Source organism: Rhizobium sp. RCC_161_2 (genome assembly GCF_041355235.1).
Classification (GTDB): Bacteria; Pseudomonadota; Alphaproteobacteria; order Rhizobiales; family Rhizobiaceae; genus Rhizobium.
In genome coordinates this window covers 772347-790490 of sequence record NZ_JBFUPL010000001.1, presented here as the reverse complement: position 1 = coordinate 790490, position 18144 = coordinate 772347, and the positions used below count along the sequence as shown (strand labels likewise).

Genomic DNA, 18144 nt, shown 5'->3' with positions numbered 1-18144 from the left:
ACGCTCCTTTTCCTTGTCCATCGATACCTTACCGGACATCGCGATAATAGGGCAGGCCGATTGCGGCGGGTGCTGCCATGATACGGCGCATGCGCTGCCAGGCAAGAACCGGCACGATGATGAAGGCCATGGTGCCAAGATAGGGCAGCATGGACAGGAAGGCAGGTGCGATCGGCCAGCCACGCGCCTGGCCGACGAAGCCGAGCGCGGTGATAAGGCCGAAGAGTAAGCCTGAGAGAACAGCGGGGATCGGCCGATAGCCGGCAAAAATCACCAGCGCCACCGCAATCCAGCCGCGACCGGCAATGACACCGTCGGACCAGGAGGGCACGAAGGCGAGTGTCAGGTAGGCGCCGGCCCCGGCTGCAAGCGCCGAACCGGCGGTGACATAGGCAAAGCGAATGAGATTGACCGGAATGCCGGCGGCGTCGGCTGCGGCCGGATTTTCGCCGACGGCGCGCAGGTTGAGACCATGACGGGTACGGAACATGATGTAGCTCAGCGCCACCGGCAGGATGATGTAGATGAGATAGACAAGGATATTCTGCGAAAAGAAGGCCTTGCCGAGAATGGGGATATCGCTCAGCAGCGGAATCTCGATCCCGGAAAAGGTGGCGCGGGCCGGCATGCCGGAATAGGCACGGCCGATGCTGGAGGCGATGCCGTTGCCCATCAGCGTCAACGCCAGACCGCAAAGCACCTGATTGGCGCGCAGCAAAACGGTGGCGGCGGCAAAGAACATGCCGAAGACCGCGCCGATTGCCAGCGCGGCGATGAAGCCGATTACCGGCGAGGGGAAGGCCGCGACTGTTGCAATCGCCGTTATTGCTCCCATCGCCATCAGGCCCTCGACACCGAGATTGACGACGCCGACACGTTCGGCAAGCACTTCACCGAGAGCGGCAAGCGCCAGCACGCCGCCGGCAAGGAAGGCTGTGGTGAGGATGCCGGTCAGAAGTTCCATGGTCTCGCTTCCCTTCAGGCCTTGTCGCGGGCGATGCGGTAATGGGCGAGCTCGTCACCAATCGCCGTCAGGAATAGGATGAGGCCGGTGATTGCCAGCACCGCCGACGTCGTTAGCCCCTGGGTTTGCAGAATGATGCCGGAATTGAGGATGAAGGCCATCAGCGCGGCGGAGAAGATGACGCCGATGGCGGAGTTGCGGGCCAGCACCGCGACCATGATGCCGAGATAGCCGTAATTGTTGGATATGCCGCCTTGCAGCCGGTGTACGGTGCCGGCGATCTCCAGCATGCCGGCAAGACCGGCGATTGCGCCGGAAAGCAGCATGACAGTGATGAGATGGCGACGGGCCGGCATGCCGGCATAGTGGGCGGCCGACGGATTGGAGCCGACGAGCCGCACCTCATAACCCCAACGCGAAAAGGCCAGTACGCCCGCAACGAGGAGGGCGGCAAGAATGGCAATCGGGAACCCCCAATGGACCGATCCCCACAGTTCCGGGATTTCGGCTGAGAGTCTCCGTGTCGCTGAGTTTGACATCCGGTCGCGCCAGGCGCCGGTGGAGACGTAGAAGACCAGGAGAATGGCGACGAAGTTGAGAAGCAGCGTGGTGATCAGCTCGTTGACGTTGCCATAGGCGCGAGCAAGCGTCGGGATGAGGATCCAAACAGCGCCGCCGAGGAGACCCGCGACAAACATCAGCGGCAGGATCACGACCGGCGGCCCTGGCACGAAGAGGCCAACCGTGGCGGCGCCAAAGGCCCCCGCGTAGAATTGCCCTTCGGCGCCGATATTCCAGACACCGATCTGCTGGCCGACCGCAACCGAAAGCCCGGTCAAAATAAGGGGGACGATAAGAACGCCGAGATCCTGAAGACCAAAGCTGGAGCCGAAGCTCGCATCAATCACCTCCGAGGCAAGCTCCAGTGGGTTTGCACCGGTGGCGGCCAGAATGAGGCCGGCGAAGACCAAAGCCAGCAGAATGGCGGCGATGCGGGCACCAAAGGCAATGACGGGCGAGGCGGAAGGCATGCGCTGGAAACGCCAGGATGCGGCCATGTCAGGCGACCTCGCGCACTTGGGCGCGACCGCCCATCATGAGGCCGATCTGGTCGATGTCCGCCTTGTCATTTTCCACAATCCCCATGACCTTGCCTTCGTAGAGGACGGCGATGCGGTCCGAGAGGTTCAAGAGCTCTTCCAGCTCTTCGGAAATCAGTACGATGCCTGCGCCTGCATCGCGCAATTCGACGATATAGCGCAGCATGGTATTGATGGCGCCGACGTCGAGGCCTCGGCTTGGATAGGCGGCGATCAGCACCTTGTTTGCGATACGCATCTCGCGGCGGGCAACAAGACGTTGCTGGTTTCCGCCCGAGAGGTTGCGGATAGGCATGCCGAAATCCGGAATAGCGACATCCGCGACCGCCGCAATCTCTTTGGCAAGCGCCGTCGCAGCACCCGGACGGTAGACACCGCCGGATGAAACCGGAGGGTGCTTATATTCGCGCATCACTGCATTGACGGTAATGCTGAGCGCTGGCGCGAGGCCACTATGCAGACGGTCTTCCGGGATATGACCGATGCCGCGCTCGACGAAGGCGGCGGCGTTGCTGCGGCTGATAGGTGCTCCCTCGATCAGGATACGACCGCCGCTGACCGGCCGCATGCCTGCCAGCACCTGGCTGAGTTCGCGCTGGCCATTGCCCGCCACGCCCGCCACTCCCAGGATCTCGCCCGCGTAGACCTGCAGCGAGATGCCATGCAAGGCTTCGTCGCTGGCATCGTTAAGGGCGGATACATTGTCGAGGCTGAGCACTGGTTCAGGCGAGATCGGTGCGGCTCCCGCTGCCCGTTGCCGCATATCGGCGAGCACGATGTCGCGTCCTACCATCAGCTTGGCGAGCATACGCGGATTGCAATCGGCCGTCTTCTCCGTGGCGATCTTGCGCCCGCCGCGCAGGATGCTGATGCGGTCGGAAATCTCCAGGACTTCATCGAGCTTGTGGCTGATGAAGATGACGGCGTTGCCCTGTGCCACGAAATCGCGCAGCGCCTTGAACAGTTCGCGCGCCTCGGCCGGTGTCAGCACGGCCGTCGGTTCGTCCAGGATCAGCACGCGGGCCTGCCGCGCCAGGACGCGGAGGATCTCGACGCGCTGTTGCTCGCCGGTGGAGAGATCGCTGACACGGCCGCCGGGGCGGGTTTGCAGGTTGAATTTCGCAGCCAATGCCGCCGTGCGGGCCTCCAACACCTGGGCCGAGGCCCGGCGCGGCGTTTCCGACCAGCCGAGATGAATGTTTTCGGCCACAGTGAAGGCCTGCACCAGCTTGAAATGCTGATGCACCATGCCGATACCGGCCGCGATCGCCTGAAGCGGCGTAGCGAATTGCTTGGCATAGCCGTCGATGATGATCTCGCCGGCATCGGGTTGATAGATGCCGGTCAGGATGTTCATCAGGGTCGATTTGCCGGCGCCGTTTTCGCCGAGCAGCGCGTGGATCTCACCCGGCAAGACGTCGAGATCGACATCCTCGTTGGCGATGACACCCGGAAAATATTTGGCGATGCCCTTGAGCTGCACCAGAGGCGGTGTGCCCGGGGGCGCGGAGAAGGGTGTCGCGGTCTCAGTCATCGGAAGGGCACCAGAGTGTCATGAAGAGCAACTCTGGCCGGACGCGCCGGCCAGGTTCTTGTTGGGCGACGATATCGGTCAGGCGCTGAGGCCGGTGACGCCTTCGACCGACCAATCCCAATTATAGAGCTCATTGTCGGTCATCGCCTGGCCGGCGGCGACGCGAACCTTGCCGGTCGAATCCTTGATCTCTCCGGTAAACGGCGACCAGCCGCCAATGATCTTGGCACGCACCGCATCGGCCGCGGCAGCGACATCGGCCGGAACCTTCTCGCCCCATTTGTCGCGATCGACACCGGCGCCCATCGCAAAGAGCGTGTCGCTCGGCGCCCAGGTCCCGGCCAGGCGCTTGCCTACTTGATCGACGTAGAACTTGTTGAAATCGATGAGAATTGAGGAGACATAGGAATTCGGGCCATAACGGCGGACGTCGGTGTTCCACATGGCGGCCCAGACACCACGCTTTTCGGCGACCTGCAGGTAACCAGCTTCGTCCATGATGCCGAACAGGAAGTCGCAGCCATTGTCGATCAGCGCCGTGCCGGCCTGGGTTGCGGCCTGCGGGTCGAACCAGGAGTTGATGGCGATGGTTTGCAGCGTCGCATTCGGATTGACGGAGCGGGCGCCCATCAGGAAGGCGTTGGTGGAGGCAAAGACCGACGAGACCGGGAAGGAGGCGACATAGCCGAGCTTACCGGTCTTCGACAGGTGGCCGGCGGCAACGCCGATGACATAGGTCGGATACCAGTGAGCCAGATAATACCAGCCGAGATTGTCCATGTTGACGAGGCCGCCGCATTCGAGGAACGCAACCTCGGGGGCCTGCTTGACGACGGCGTGCAGGAAGTCGCCATTGGAGGATGTGTCGAAGATGATATTGGCGCCCTGGCTGACAAACTGGCGATAGGTGCGCGTCGCGTCGGCCGAATAGGGGATGTTCTCGACTTCCAGGATCTTCTTCAATTTCGGATAGGCGGCTTTGACCGCGAGCAGGCCCTGGTGATGCGCCCAGGTCCAGCCCTCATCCGAAATCGGCCCGACATGGCCGAAGCCGACGACCGCATCCTCTTCCTTGATCGCCGGAAAGGATGCCGCCGCGAGCGCCTGGCTGGCAAGGCCGGCAGGCAGCGTCAAGGCGGCCGCGCCGGCAGCACTCATATTCAAAAATCCGCGACGGGACAGCGAACGCAAGTCAATCATGAAATCCTCTTTTGGTTTGGCACGCCAACCGCGTCCGGAGGTAATCGACGCAACAATTATGCCAGTTGGAGAAGGGCGCTCTGGGTGCTTTGCTCACATGGCTTGTTGGCAGCTATGCGTAGGCCCTTGAATTTTCATGGGGAGGCCGGCTAGAATGCCTAAAAGTGAAGCACGTATGATTTTTATGCATCGTGAGTATTTTTAATGCAAAAGGTGAGGCGTGACGAGGGCGAACGGACATTCCGCAATATGACCGAGCGTGCGCGATTTATCTTTCGAGGGCAAATGGTCTGCGACAGTTTCATCGAGTTTGCGCAGCATCGCGCCCGGCGGCTGGATCTGGACATCGAGATGGAAGCCTGTGATGCAATGTCGGCGACGCTCGCCGTCAAAGGGCAGGAAGATCTGGTCGACGCCTTTGAAATGGCCTGCAGTCTCGGGCCGTATGACTGTATCATTCTCGATATCGAGCGGAGTGACATATGAAACTGGAAGCGGGATGGGTGCCTGTCGCCCTGTCGGGGTCGATCGAGCGGGGGACCTCGGCGGGCGCCGTCGTCGAGGGCAGCGAGATCGTCGTCTGGCGTGACAATAGCGGCAATGCGCATGTCTGGGAGGACCGTTGTCCGCATCGCGGCATGCGTCTCAGCTTCGGCTTCGTCCGTGGCGACCACATCGCCTGTCTCTATCACGGCTGGCAGTACGATACCGCCGGGCAATGTCGCTACATTCCCGCGCATCCGAGCCTGGAGGTGCCGCAGACGATTAAGGTGCCGACCTACTTTGCAGAGGAAAGATACGGGATCATCTGGGCGACAACGGCGTCGGAAGCTGCCTTGCCGGAGATCGACGTCGCGATGGGCGTTACCCCGGTACGTAGCCTCTATGTCGAGCGCGGGGCAGACGATATCTTGACGGCGCTGGAGAAAGCTGGCGTGGGCAATTTCGCCGGGAATGCCGGCATATTGCAGGCGGGCGACGATAGGCTGCTGGTTGCGGTTCAAGTCGTTTCACCGGCAAAAACCGCCATCCACATAGTTATTCTCGGCTCGCCGGCGGTCAATGCCGGCGCGAAGCAGAAGCATTATGCGCAATGGGCCGAGGGTCTTCGTTTCGACCTCGAAACTATGGCGGAGGTCGCGTGATGGCGGAGATCACGCTTTATAATTACGAGATGGACGAGGGGAGCTATCGCGTTCGCCTGCTGCTCTCCATGCTCGACCTCCCATACAAGACCATCGCCGTCGATATGTTTCCGGGCAAGGAAGAAAGCAAACCAGCCATGCTGGCGCTTAATCCGCTCGGCACCATGCCGGTGCTCACCGACGGCGACCTCGTGCTTCACGGCACGGAAGCGATCCTCGCCTATCTCGCCAAGGCTTACGACCCGGTGCGGCACTGGTTGCCGGAAGAGGCGGCGAATTTCGGCCTAACGACGATGTGGCTGCATTTCTCCGCGACCGCGCTTGCGCCCGCCGTCGCCGCGCGCCTGCAATCGCTCTTTGATACGCCGGGCCACGAAGTGTTCCTCAGCGCCGCCGCCCGCAAGGCTTTCCGCATCATGGACGACCATATGACGCTGCGCCACTTCGACGGCTGCGAGTGGTTCGTCGGCGATGGGCCGACGCTTGCGGATCTGACGCTGTTTCCCTCCTTTGCCCTCAGCCGCGATTACGGCGTCAATCACGACGACTATCCGGCGCTGCGCCGATGGCTGCGTCGTTTCCGCGCCATCAAGGGCTTCCGCACCATGCCCGGCATTCCCGATTATCATTGATTTTGAATTGGATATCCGATGACGCTCACACGTTTTTCCGTCAAGCCGCTCTCGACCATGACGCGCACGCTCGCAGACGTCGCCTCTGCCCGCCGCGATCCCGATCTGGTCATTCAGGGTGCGCGCGTGCTTTCGACCTACTCCGAGCGCATCCTTCCCGACAAGGAAATCTGGGTTTCTGGGGGGCGTATCGCCGCAGTCAAACCGGCCGGCAGTTATCGCGGCGGCGGCGCCAAGCTTTACGACGCCAGGGGAGGGATTATCGCGCCCGGCCTGGTCGATCCGCATATCCATATTGAATCCAGCATGGTGACCGCTTGCGCCTATGCCGAGGCCGCGCTTCTGAACGGTACGACGACGATCTTCTGCGATAGTCACGAAATCGGCAATGTCATGGATGTCGCCGGTGTCGAGGCAATGCTGGAAGATGCCCGCCAGGCGCCGCTGTCGATCTTCTTGACCGTGCCGAGCACCGTGCCGGCCACGTCGCCGGAGCTTGAGACCGCCGGCGGCGATCTGACGCCGGGAAAGATCGCTGATTTGTTCGACAAATGGCCGGAAGCCGTGGCGCTCGGCGAGAAGATGGATTTCGTGCCTGTAGCTATGGGTGACGAGCGCAGCCATGCCATCCTGGCGGCAGCGCTCGAGCGCGGGCGTCCAGTCTCGGGCCATGTCTACGGCCGGGAATTCGTGGCTGCCTACGCCGCCTCCGGCGTGACCGACACGCACGAGGCGATCGACCGAGAAATCGCAGATGATCTGCTGGAGGCCGGTATCTGGCTCTTTCTGCGCGGCGGCCCACCGACGACGGCGTGGCACAGCCTGCCGCATGCGATTAAGACCATTACCGAGTTCGGCGCGTCCCACAAGCGCATTGCGGTCTGCACCGACGACCGCGATGCCGACGATCTTCTGCTCTTCGGTCTCGATTGGGTCACGCGTCAGGCTGTCGTGGCCGGCATGACACCGGAGCAGGCCTGGGCCATGGGCTCGTTGCATGGCGCGACCCGCTTCGGCATGGAGAACGAAATCGGCGGCCTCGGCGGCGGACGCCGGGCCGATCTCGTGCTCCTGACAGACGACCTGAAGCCGGTCAGCACCTGGTATGGCGGTGAACTGGTGGTCGAGGATCGCAAGATTACCTCGGTCCTCGATGCCGCCCTGTCCAATCCCTATCGCTATCCGGAAGCCGCCTACCATACGGTGAAGCTGCCGAAGGACCTGAAACTGACGCCGGAACTGCCGACCGAGCCTGTGATCGCGCATACCATCAAGACCGAATTGCCGGGCATCGTGCTCGGTCATGTCACGGTCGAACTCGAACCGGCCAATGACTGGCAGACGCATTTCGACCGCCACGGCCTGTGCTTCGTGACGGTGGTCGAGCGCCACGGCAAATCATCAGGCAATGTCGCACATGGCCTTCTGAGCAACTTTGGTTTGAAGAAGGGAGCGGTCGCCTCTTCCGTCGGGCACGACAGCCACAACATTATCGTTGCCGGCACCAATCAGGCCGACATGCAGGTCGCGCTGGATGCGATCGACGCCAAGCAGGGCGGCGCCTGCGTCGTCATGGACGGTAAGGTGACGGCGATGGTGCCATTGCCGATCGCCGGGCTGCTCTCCGACAAGCGGGTGCACGAGGTTGCCGAGGAGGTGAAAGCATTGAAGGTGGAATGGGAAAAGGCTGGCTGTACCATCCCTTATATGGGTTTCAACCTGATCCCGCTTTCCGTCATTCCGGAAATCCGCATCACCGATAAAGGCTTGGTCCTTGTGCCGGAAATGGAGATCGCACCGTTGTTCGAACCGGTTTGACACTGCCATCTAGCCATCACTTGCCATCTTGATGGCTAGATTGGGACGGCTTATATTGGTTAGACAGGAGATCAATATGGCTGAACCGCAACTGTCTGTCCGTAGCGCCAAGGCGCGTGATCTGGCGCATCGGCTGGCCCGACGCGAGAACCGCACCATTGCGGATATCGTCGAACGCGCGCTCGAATCCTATGAAATTCGGGAGGCTGGCCGCGAGCCGGCTTCGTCTTTCTATGCTCGCATGGCTATGAGCGACGACGAGGATATTGATCTGGACGCCGTCATTCGCGAGGGACGGCAGGTTAATCACGGAATCGATCTGTGATATTTCTCGACACAAACGTCATATCGGAGACACTCCGGAAGCTGCCCGATCCGGCTGTTATTGCTTGGCTCGACCGACATGATGCGGAGATCGCCTTGTCGACCGTTGCGATTGCCGAAATCGCTTTCGGTATTCAGAAGATCGTGCCCGATCAACGCGCGGCACGGCTGGAGCAACGATTGTCCGAATGGCGTCGTCGGTTCGCCGATCGAATCTTCGGCCTCACGGAGGAGGCCGCATTGACTTATGGCGACATCATGGGGGCAGCCAAGAGGCAAGGGCGGCCAATGTCGACAGCGGACGGGATGATCGCTGCCATCGCCCGTGTGAACGGCGGCCGCTTGGCGACCCGCAATTTACCCGATTTCCAGACAACGGGCCTTGAGCTCATATCACCCTGGGAATTCTAGCGCCGCATCCAGCTTCAATAATCTTTCCCGATCATCTCCGCCGCCTTCGAGCCGATTGCCATGGCCGGGGCATTGGTATTGCCCGAGGGGATGAACGGGATGATCGAGCAGTCGATCACCCTCAATCCATCGATGCCGCGCACGCGTAGCGTTCCGTCGACCACGGACATCGGATCGCTGTCCGGTCCCATGCGCAGGCTGCCGGACGGATGGTAATTCGTCTTGACCGTCTGGCCGGCGAATTTGGCCAGAGTTCCGTCGTCCTGAAGCGCCCGGCCGGGAAGGATCTCGTCGGCAATTTTCGATTTGAAGGGTTCCGTCTCCAGCAATTGCCGCGCGACCTTCAGCGAGGCGAGCGTTAGGCGCAGATCGTCGGGGTCGCCGAAGAAGTTGCAGTCGACCAGGGGCTGATCGGCTGGATTGGCCGAACGCAGCTTGACGCTGCCGCGCGCCTTCGGGCGTAGTAGGCAGGAGGTGAAGGTGACGCCGTGGGTCGGCTTGGCGGAGGAGACGTCACGGTCGAGATAGACGATCGGGGCGCAATAGAGCTGGATCGTCGGCCGCTCGCTTCCGTCCGGGTCGTAGAACAGGCAGGACTCGATGCCGGTTGTTGTTACAGGGCCGGAGTTGAAGAGCAGGTATTGCAGCCCGTTGCGCAGCATCGGCCAACCCTTGTCCTCGCCAAAATAGCCAGACTTTCCCTTCGTCGTGGCGATGACGGGGACTTCATGATGATCCTGCAGATTGGCGCCGACGCCGGGGAGATCGAGGGCGACCGCAATACCGTGCTCGCGAAGATGGTCGGCCGGACCGATGCCGGAGAGCATCATCAGCTTGGCGCTGTTATAGGTGCCCGAGGCGACAAGGATTTCACGCTCCGCCCGAACCATGTGGCTTTCGCCATTTCGTGTATAAGTAACACCTGTCGCGCGGCCGTTTTCGATAACGATGCGATCGACGCGGGCGTCGGTGATGATATCCAGGCGTGGATCTCCATCGAGCGGATCGAGGAAGGCCTTCTTGGCGTCAGAGCGCTCGGTCTTGCCGTTCCATTCGCCGTAGGTGTGCTGCATGATGCCGACGCCGTTTTGTCGGACGCCGTTAAAGTCTGGATTGTAGGCATGGCCGAGCCCTTGAGCTGCCAGCAGGAAATCCTGTGTGGTATCGCAGGTGTGCTGTGGTTCCGATATCCGCAGATTGCCGGAAATGCCGTGATACTCATTGTTGAAGCGCGTATTTGCTTCGATGCCCTTGAAGTGCGGCAGCATGTCCTCGTAGGACCATTCCATCCCGTTGCCGAGATGGGTGGCCCAGCCGTCGTAATCCTCTCTCTGGCCACGCATATAGACCATAGCGTTGACGGCACTGCCGCCACCAAGTGCCTTGGCGACCGGAACAATGGGGCCGCGACCACCAAGCTGCGGCTGCGAAACCGTATGGTGCATTTCGAGGAAGTCGTCGCGGGCAAGGTATTTCATATAGCCGGCGGGGAAAGCCATCAGCTTCGCTGTTTTGCGCGGCCCGCGTTCGATGATGAGCACGGAAAAGCCGAAATTCCGCACCAGCCGCATGGCCGCGACGCACGCCGCCGAGCCGCCGCCGGCGATAATGAAATCATACGTCTTCGCCACCAAAACTCCCCCCTTGATCCGATCTGACGGGGCGAACATCGCCATAATTTTCATTATTGGTCAAACGATTAGGCCGCGTCACTTTGACAGAGCAGCGCATCAGCGCAGCCGATTTCCCTGTCCGTCGAAATAGCGACGTCGCTCGGGCGCGCAGCGCAGATGAAGCGTGTCGCCGCGCTGGATGTCCGGACCCTCGCGATATTCGGCGATCAGGCTCTGGCCGTCCTCCGTCTGGCAATAAAGATAGCGTGTGCCGCCGAGATATTCGTCGAAATCGACCTTTACCCGCACGGTATCATCACCATCCGATACGACGACCAGATGCTCCGGACGCATCCCCAGCATTAGCTTTTCGCCGGACGCGAGGCTGGCTTGCGATAGATCGGTCTTGATCGCGCCACCCGCGATTTTTGCAAGGCCATCGGAGCCCCATTCGGCTGCGATCATGTTCATGCGCGGCGAACCGATAAAGCCGGCAACGAAGATGTTGGCCGGATCCTCGTAGACCTCGCGCGGGCTGCCGACCTGCTCGATCTTGCCGTCCTTGAGCACGACGATCTTGTCGGCAAGCGTCATCGCCTCAGTCTGGTCGTGCGTTACATAGATCATCGTGTTGCCGAGCTCGCGGTGGAGCCGGGCAATTTCGATACGCATCGAGACCCGCAGCTCCGCGTCGAGGTTGGATAGCGGCTCGTCAAACAGGAAGACGTCCGGCTTGCGCACGATCGCCCGGCCGATGGCGACGCGCTGGCGCTGACCACCGGAAAGCTGGCCCGGACGGCGGTCCAGCAGATGATCGATCTTGAGGATCGCCGAGGCAGCCTTGACGCGCGCCTCGATCTCGGCTGTCTCGGTTCGGGCCATCTTCAGCCCGAAACCGAGATTGTCGCGCACGCTCATATGCGGATAGAGCGCATAGGACTGGAAGACCATGGCGATGCCGCGCTCGGACGGGTCGAGATCGGTGACATCCCGGCCCTTGATGGCGATCTCGCCATCCGTCACTTCTTCGAGCCCGGCAATCATCCGCAGCAAGGTCGACTTGCCGCAGCCGGAGGGGCCGACAAAGACGACGAATTGACCTTCTTCGACTTCGAGATCGATGCCGTGAATGACCTCCAGCCCGCCGTAGCTCTTGCGGACCCCAGTCAGCATCATGCTGTTCTTCGCCATGTCAGGCTCCGCGTTGCAACTGGTCGGCACGGATCCAGACCAGCATCTCGCCCGGCTCGCGGTTGTCCCAGAGATGATAGGGAACAAAACGCGCCGTGGTGGACCGGCTTTGGGGCGGCGCTGTCCGGTAGAGGTCTGCTCCCCAGTCCGCATCGTCGCGTGTTACCGGAATGTCGAGCGCCACTGCGCCTTCCAGCGCAGCAATCTCCGCTGTCTGAGCAGCCGCTGGATCGCCGGCAAGCGAGATGCCGTTGAGATCCGCGCCGTTGTCGGTTGTTTCGACGCAATAGACCAGTGGTCCGCGCATCAGTGCCGCGCGGCCGGCATCCTGGCGCACCTTGGGATTGGCAAACAGGGTGCGTGGAATCAGCGGAATATTGAGATCGACCCTGTCGCCAGCCTGCCAGTCGCGCTCGATGCGCGCATAGCCGTCGATGGTAACAGCGGAGAGGTCGATGGGTGCGCCATTGACGGCCAGAGTCGCGCCGTCGGCCCATTCGGGAATGCGCAGCGAGAGCGCGAAGCGGGCGTTGCGGTCGGGATGTACCTCGAAGCGGATAGCGCCATCCCAAGGGTAACGCGTCTCCTGAGCAAGTTCGACGGTTACGCCGCTTGCAAGCGGAACGCGGGCTTTGCTTTCGCCGTAGAGATGCACGGCAATTTCGTTGTCGGCAGCGGCATACATGTAGGAGCCGATCGAGGCGAGCAGGCGAGCGATGTTCGGCGGGCAGCAGGGGCAATGATGCCATGTCCAGCGGTGATGCTTGCCGCCGCTTTCCAGCGGGTTTTCATAGAAGAATGTCTTGCCGTCGAGCGACAGCCCGGCCATGGCGCCGTTGTAGAGCGCCTGTTCCATGATATCGGCATAACGCCGGTTCGGACCACGGCCGAGCATCCGGTTTGCCCAGAAGACCAGCCCGACCGAGGCGCAGGTCTCGGCATAGGCGCTTTCGTTCGGCAGGTCGTAATAGTCTGTGAAACCTTCATTGGATGCGGCCGGCCCGATGCCGCCTGTGACATACATCTGCTTGGTGGTCAGGTCGTCCCACAGCGTTTCCAGCGCTGAGGTCAGGCTGTCGTCGTTATATTCGGTCGCGATATCGGCCATGCCGGAATAGAGATACATGGCACGCACCGCATGTCCCACAACCTTGATCTGCTCACGCACCGGCTGATGCGCCTGATTGTATTCATAGGTCTTCTGTACGAATTTCGCCGGGTCGCGGCCATCGCGCAGCGCCTCGTCGGTAAAGAAATGCGGCTCCTGCCCACGCTCATCGACGAAGTATTTGGCAAGGTCGAGATATTTCTTCTCGCCGGTGACGCGGGCGAGCTTGACCAGCGCCAGCTCCACTTCCTCATGGCCGCAATAGCCCGGCAGTTGGCCCTCGCCATGGCCGAAAACCGTGATCATGTAATCGGCGAAGCGGCTCATGATATCCAGCAGCTTGCGCTTTCCCGTTGCCTGGTAGTAGGCGACGGCAGCCTCGATTAGATGGCCGGCGCAATAGAGCTCGTGATGGTCGCGAAGATTGGTCCAGCGGCGGCCTGGCTGGACACGCTGGAACCAGGCGTTCAGATAACCATCCTTGTCCTGCATCTTGCCGTACATGTCGATGATGGCGTCGGCGCGGGCCTCTAACTCCGGGTTGGGGCGACGATAGAGCGAGTAGGCGATGGTCTCGATCGACTTGCCGAGGTCGCTGTCCCAGAACATCTGCGTCGAGCCCGACCATGTCTGCAGCGGAATGACGATGCCGGGGCTTGGCCGTTCGACGTCGATCGCCTGGATCATACCGGCCTCGACGCAGCGGTCGAGCAGGGTTGCCGCTGTCGAATTGCAGATCGCGTCCTGGCGAGCGCCGAAAAGGCCGTGCAGTTCGACATTCGGAACGGGCAGCGGACGGAATTGGCGATTTTGCTTGTTTGACATAGCGTTAATCCGTTTCGTTAGAGTATCTATTTCACCGCGCCGGCCATCAGGCCGCGCATGTAGTAGCGTTGCAGAAGCAGGAAGACGATGACGCAGGGGATGGTCATGACGGCGATACCGGCCTGGACCGCGCCCCAGTTGACCGCGCCGAGCCGCCCGGTCCTGACGGCGATCATCAGCACCGGCAGGGTGAATTTCTCGCTGCTGGAGAGCAGGATCAGCGCCGCTAGGAATTCGTTCCAGGCGTTGAGAAAGGCGAAGATCGCAACGGTCGCCACGCCGGGCAGTACCAGAGGTAGCAGCACGCGGAAGAGCAGCTTCAGGTCCCGCGCCCCGTCGATGCGCGCGGCCTCCTCAATTTCCTTCGGCACGGCATCGAAGGCGTTACGCATCATGAAGACCGAGAAGGGCAGTTGCAGGGTGACATAGACGAGCGTCAGCCCGATGAGCGAATTGTTGAGCCCGAGCTTCGCCAGCATGATGAAAAGCGGCGTCAGGATCGACTGGAAGGGGATCATCAGTGTCGCGATGATCAGGACGAAGAAGACGTTCTTGAACGGAAACTGGTAGCGCGAGAAGCCGTAGCCGGCGAGCAGGCTGACCGTGACGGTGAGAACGACCGTCGCCACCGAGACGAAGAGCGAATTCAAAGTGTGCTGCAGGACGCCGGCGCCGAAACCATCGAGGGAACGATAGGCGTCGAGGCTGAAGCCGGTTGTCGGCCATGGCGGCAATGGCGGCAGGCTCGCCTCCGTGCCGTGCCGGAAGGAGGAGAGCAGGGCGATCGCAAAAGGCGCGAAGAAGAAGATGACGATGATGACGCCGACGCCGTGATAGCCGATGCCGCTCAACAATTTCCGGCGCGCCCGTCGCTCTTTTGCGGGTGTGAAGTTCTTGACGGTCATGGACGATCCTCCCCAACGCGCAGCAGCCAGAGCTGGACGATGCTGATGAGCACGAGAATGACGAGGAGGACGATCGACAGCGCCGCGCCATAGCCGAGATTGAAGGACACGAAGGACTGGTTGAAGATGTAATAAACCACCGAGATCATGCGGTTCTGCGGGCCGCCGCTGGTCATGATGTAGAACTGGTCGAAGGCGAGCACGGAGCCGGTGACCGAGATGATCAAGGCGAGCGCGATTGTGCGGCGCATCAGCGGCAGGGTCAGGAAACGGAAGCGCTGCCAGCGCCTGGCGCCATCGATCCGAGCCGCTTCCGTCAATTCGGATGGGATCGCCTGCAGGCCGGTCAGCAGGATGATCATGGTGAAGCCGGCGATCTTCCAGACCACCATGACGACGATGGTGGCAAAGGCCATGTCGAAATCGGCAAGCAGGTTCGGCTTCTTGTCGACCAAGCCGAGCGCCTGCGCCACTGGTGAGAAAAAGCCGCTATCGACATTGGCAAGCCAGACCCAGAGCAGCGAGGCGGTCGCGAGACCGACAACGACGGGCAGGAAGATGATTGTGCGATAGAAACCGACAAAAGGCCGCTGCTTTTCGACGTAGAGCGCCAGGGGAAAGGCGATGGCGAAGATGGCGATAGTGACGATCACCGTATAGTACGCGGTGAAACGCAAGGCCGCCATGAAGCGGATATCTGACAGCATCCTCGTGTAGTTACTGAAGCCGATCCAGCGCGGATTGCCGAGCAATGGCCAGTTATGCAGGCTCATCCAGCCGGTGAAGAGAACGGGTACGACGAAAAAGACGATGACGAGCGCCATGGCCGGCGCGATGTAAAGAAATCCGTGCCAGTTGGCACTTCGCCGCCGTGTGCGCCGCCGCACTGCTCCAATAGCTCCAGGGCTCGCCATGGAATGCTCCTGATGTTCCGATGGGAAGGACCGGGAGACTTTAAGCCTCCCGGTTGGTCGAGCGATTTTTGTTACTGGGCGTTGTCGATGATCGACTGCATTTCCGACTGCGCGTTAGAGAAGGCAGTGTCGACATCGTTGCCGAAGATCGCGGCATTGGTGAAGCCGGCCCATGGCCCGTTGGCGCTGTTGATCAGATCGTTGAACTGCAGCGTATAGGGCGTCTTCGCAACGGAGATAGCTTTCAGCCCCACCTGCATGCGCGGATCAAGGCCCTGAAGCACCTGATCGGCAATATCGCCGCGCGTCGGCAGGCTGCCATATTTCGCCATGATCTTCTGACCTTCCAGCGAATAGGTGTATTCGAGGAATTTCTTCACCGCATCGAGCTTCTTCGTGCCCTTGGAGATGACGAAATTATCGCCGCCGGCAAAGGAGGACGGGTTACCGTCGACGCCGGGGATCAGGGTCACGCCGAAATGGATATCGGGATATTGCGTGATCAGTGTGCCGATCGAGAAGGCACCGATGGTTTGCTGGCCGATTCGACCGTTGCTGATGCTGAGGAAGTTGGCGCCGGTATCGCTGGCGGCGCCCGCCGGAACCAGATCTTTCTTGACCATGCTGCGGTAGATATCGACCGCCTTGCGCATCTGCGGCGTATCCAGCGTCGCCGTCTTACCATCAGCCGAAAGAATGTCGGCACCGGCGCCCCAGACGAGTGGCGTGAAGGTGAAGATCATGCAGCCGCCGCAACCGCCGCCGGAGAAATAGAAGCCGTAGGTGTCGCCGCCAAGCGCCTGGATCTTTTCGGCATTCTTCTCGATCTCGTCCCAGGTCGTCGGCGCCTTGTCCGGGTCGAGGCCGGCCTTCTTGTAGAGGTCCTTGTTCCAGGCGAAGACCGAGGTCTCGACCGAAAGCGGCAGGCCGTAAACATGGCCGTCATAGGTGCCGAGCTTCACATGCGATGGCGAGAGCGAGTTGAAATAGGGCAGGGCCTTCGCCCAGTCCGTCAGATCTTCGAGCTGGCCCGCTGCGGCAAAGGCCGGCGTGTAGATCAGGTCCATCGACAGCGCGTCGGGTGCCTGGCCGCCGGCGATCGCGGTCGCATATTTCTGCACGAGCTCGGAGAAGGGCACTTCGGTGAGGGTGACCTTGTCGTCGTGGCCGGCATTATACGCCTCGACGACCTTCTTGAAGGAATCGCCGATGCCGGACCGCACCCACATCGAGATGTTTTCGGCGGCAGATGCACTTGTCATCAAGCATAAGGATATGAGGCCCGTCGCGGCCAGAAGTCGCTTCATCATGTTTCTCTCCTCCCATGGGCGTTTCTCCCGCCCTTTTCCTCAACCAGTCAATTCTCGAGGTTTACCCTCATGACTGCCGCACGATCAGTTCGCACGGCAATGTCCTGATCCCCGGTTCGACGGCGCGTCCCTCCGCCAGCGCCAGAACCGTCAGCCCGGCTTCCCGCCCGAGCGCCTTGAGATTCATATCCACCGTCGTCAGCGGCGGTCGGGTTTGAGCAGCGACAATCTCCCAATTGTCGAAACCGACCACGGACACATCCTCCGGCACCCGTACGCCACGCTCGCGCAGCGCATCCACGACCGCCCGCGCGATCTGATCGTTGCCGCAAAAGATGCCATCCGGCTTCGATCCGGACACACTCCACATCCTGGCTACGGCCTCATGTCCCCAGGCTTCGGACCATTCGCCATACATCACCGGCAAAGCATCGCCGGTGAGATCCCGATAGGCCCTGGCGCGCTCGCGCACCGAGACGAAACTGTCCGGCCCGGTGATGTGGGCGATCCGTTTGCGGCCGAGGCCAATCAGCCGCTCGACGGCGAGCGTCGCCCCCTGAAAATCGTCAGCGCAGAAGGTAACGCTGTCGGCCGTTCCCTCAGTGAAAGCGTAGACGACCGGCACGGGCAGGTTGGACAGATCCACCGGCAGCCGGCGGTCGATCCTTTTTCCCGAGGCGATGATGCCATCGACGTGTTTGTCGAGCATGGCGTCCACATGAACCTTTCCGAGCGCAGGATCGTCTTCGATCGTGCAGAGAAACACCGAGACCCCGTGATCCACGAGAGCTTCCGTAATGCCTGCCATCACCGGGAGGGTAAAACGGCCATAGGTATCGTTGGTCAGAAGACCGATGGTGAAGCTGCGGTTGCTGAGCAGACCCTTGGCCAAGGCATTTGGCCGAAACCCGATTTCGGTGGCGACCCGCTTGACCCGCTCACGGGTCTCCTCGCCCATTCGACCGGTATTGTTCAACGCCTTCGATGCCGTCGAAATGCTCACACCCGCGGCGGCGGCAACGTCGTGGATCGTCGTCCGCCCGCTTCTGCCACGCTGATTTTCCAGATGTCCTCTCCCGAATTATTTGCAGTGAGAAAAGCTTTTCTCATATCGAGAGTCAAGATGAGAAAAGCTTTTCTCAAGATTTTT

Annotated in this window: 17 protein-coding genes; 6 read left to right on the top strand and 11 right to left on the bottom strand. The window is 61.1% G+C overall.

The window, feature by feature from the left end; genetic code table 11:
* Positions 1–28: 28 nt before the first annotated feature.
* The 4 genes from AB6803_RS03500 to AB6803_RS03485 form a co-directional block, all read right to left on the bottom strand.
* Positions 29–964, bottom strand: a complete 936-nt coding sequence (locus tag AB6803_RS03500; RefSeq protein WP_371107556.1) for an ABC transporter permease — start codon at positions 962–964, stop codon at positions 29–31.
* Between the two features lie 14 nt (positions 965–978).
* Positions 979–2022 carry an ABC transporter permease gene (locus AB6803_RS03495; protein ID WP_371107555.1) on the bottom strand — a complete coding sequence of 348 codons (1044 nt, stop codon included), beginning with the start codon at positions 2020–2022 and terminating at the stop codon, positions 979–981.
* A 1-nt stretch (position 2023) separates the two neighbouring features.
* Positions 2024–3598, bottom strand: coding sequence for an ABC transporter ATP-binding protein (locus tag AB6803_RS03490; RefSeq protein ID WP_371107554.1), 1575 nt, complete (start codon positions 3596–3598; stop codon positions 2024–2026).
* A gap of 78 nt (positions 3599–3676) precedes the next feature.
* Positions 3677–4798, bottom strand: coding sequence for a BMP family ABC transporter substrate-binding protein (locus AB6803_RS03485; protein ID WP_371107553.1), 1122 nt, complete (start codon positions 4796–4798; stop codon positions 3677–3679).
* Positions 4799–5047: 249 nt separating this feature from the next.
* Here AB6803_RS03485 and AB6803_RS03480 point away from each other — a divergent pair, with 249 nt between their 5' ends.
* From AB6803_RS03480 to AB6803_RS03455, 6 genes are all read left to right on the top strand, one after another.
* Entirely contained in the window at positions 5048–5284 is a 237-nt protein-coding gene (locus AB6803_RS03480) for a hypothetical protein (RefSeq protein ID WP_371107552.1), read from the top strand.
* Positions 5281–5943, top strand: a complete 663-nt coding sequence (locus AB6803_RS03475) for a Rieske 2Fe-2S domain-containing protein (RefSeq protein ID WP_371107551.1) — start codon at positions 5281–5283, stop codon at positions 5941–5943. Before AB6803_RS03480 ends, AB6803_RS03475 begins: the two co-directional genes overlap by 4 nt.
* Positions 5943–6575 carry a glutathione S-transferase family protein gene (locus tag AB6803_RS03470; RefSeq protein WP_371107550.1) on the top strand — a complete coding sequence of 211 codons (633 nt, stop codon included), beginning with the start codon at positions 5943–5945 and terminating at the stop codon, positions 6573–6575. The genes AB6803_RS03475 and AB6803_RS03470 overlap by 1 nt, the downstream gene beginning before the upstream one ends.
* Positions 6576–6593: 18 nt before the next feature.
* On the top strand, positions 6594–8393 hold the full coding sequence (locus AB6803_RS03465; protein WP_371107549.1) for an adenine deaminase: 1800 nt from the start codon (positions 6594–6596) through the stop codon (positions 8391–8393).
* 76 nt (positions 8394–8469) lie between these two features.
* Positions 8470–8718: a plasmid stabilization protein gene (locus AB6803_RS03460; RefSeq protein ID WP_371107548.1), complete on the top strand. Its 249-nt coding sequence runs from the start codon at positions 8470–8472 to the stop codon at positions 8716–8718.
* A complete protein-coding gene (locus AB6803_RS03455; protein ID WP_371107547.1) occupies positions 8715–9128 on the top strand; it encodes a type II toxin-antitoxin system VapC family toxin in 414 nt (137 codons plus the stop codon). Before AB6803_RS03460 ends, AB6803_RS03455 begins: the two co-directional genes overlap by 4 nt.
* A 14-nt stretch (positions 9129–9142) precedes the next feature.
* Here the strand turns inward: AB6803_RS03455 and AB6803_RS03450 are convergent, their stop codons facing one another.
* From AB6803_RS03450 to AB6803_RS03420, 7 genes are all read right to left on the bottom strand, one after another.
* Entirely contained in the window at positions 9143–10798 is a 1656-nt protein-coding gene (locus AB6803_RS03450; RefSeq protein ID WP_371107546.1) for a GMC family oxidoreductase, read from the bottom strand.
* A 60-nt stretch (positions 10799–10858) separates the two neighbouring features.
* The gene (locus AB6803_RS03445; protein WP_371107545.1) at positions 10859–11932 is read right to left on the bottom strand and encodes an ABC transporter ATP-binding protein; all 1074 of its coding nucleotides are present in this window, start codon (positions 11930–11932) and stop codon (positions 10859–10861) included.
* A 1-nt stretch (position 11933) separates the two neighbouring features.
* Positions 11934–13865 (bottom strand): glycoside hydrolase family 127 protein, encoded by a 1932-nt coding sequence (locus AB6803_RS03440; RefSeq protein WP_371107544.1) that lies wholly within the window; start codon positions 13863–13865, stop codon positions 11934–11936.
* A gap of 26 nt (positions 13866–13891) precedes the next feature.
* The gene (locus tag AB6803_RS03435) at positions 13892–14770 is read right to left on the bottom strand and encodes a carbohydrate ABC transporter permease (protein WP_371107543.1); all 879 of its coding nucleotides are present in this window, start codon (positions 14768–14770) and stop codon (positions 13892–13894) included.
* Positions 14767–15684: a carbohydrate ABC transporter permease gene (locus AB6803_RS03430; protein WP_371107542.1), complete on the bottom strand. Its 918-nt coding sequence runs from the start codon at positions 15682–15684 to the stop codon at positions 14767–14769. The genes AB6803_RS03435 and AB6803_RS03430 overlap by 4 nt, the downstream gene beginning before the upstream one ends.
* Before the next feature lie 71 nt (positions 15685–15755).
* Entirely contained in the window at positions 15756–16994 is a 1239-nt protein-coding gene (locus tag AB6803_RS03425; RefSeq protein ID WP_371107541.1) for a sugar ABC transporter substrate-binding protein, read from the bottom strand.
* Between the two features lie 67 nt (positions 16995–17061).
* Complete coding sequence (locus tag AB6803_RS03420; RefSeq protein ID WP_371107540.1) at positions 17062–17997, bottom strand: LacI family DNA-binding transcriptional regulator; 936 nt, start codon at positions 17995–17997, stop codon at positions 17062–17064.
* Positions 17998–18144: the final 147 nt, after the last annotated feature.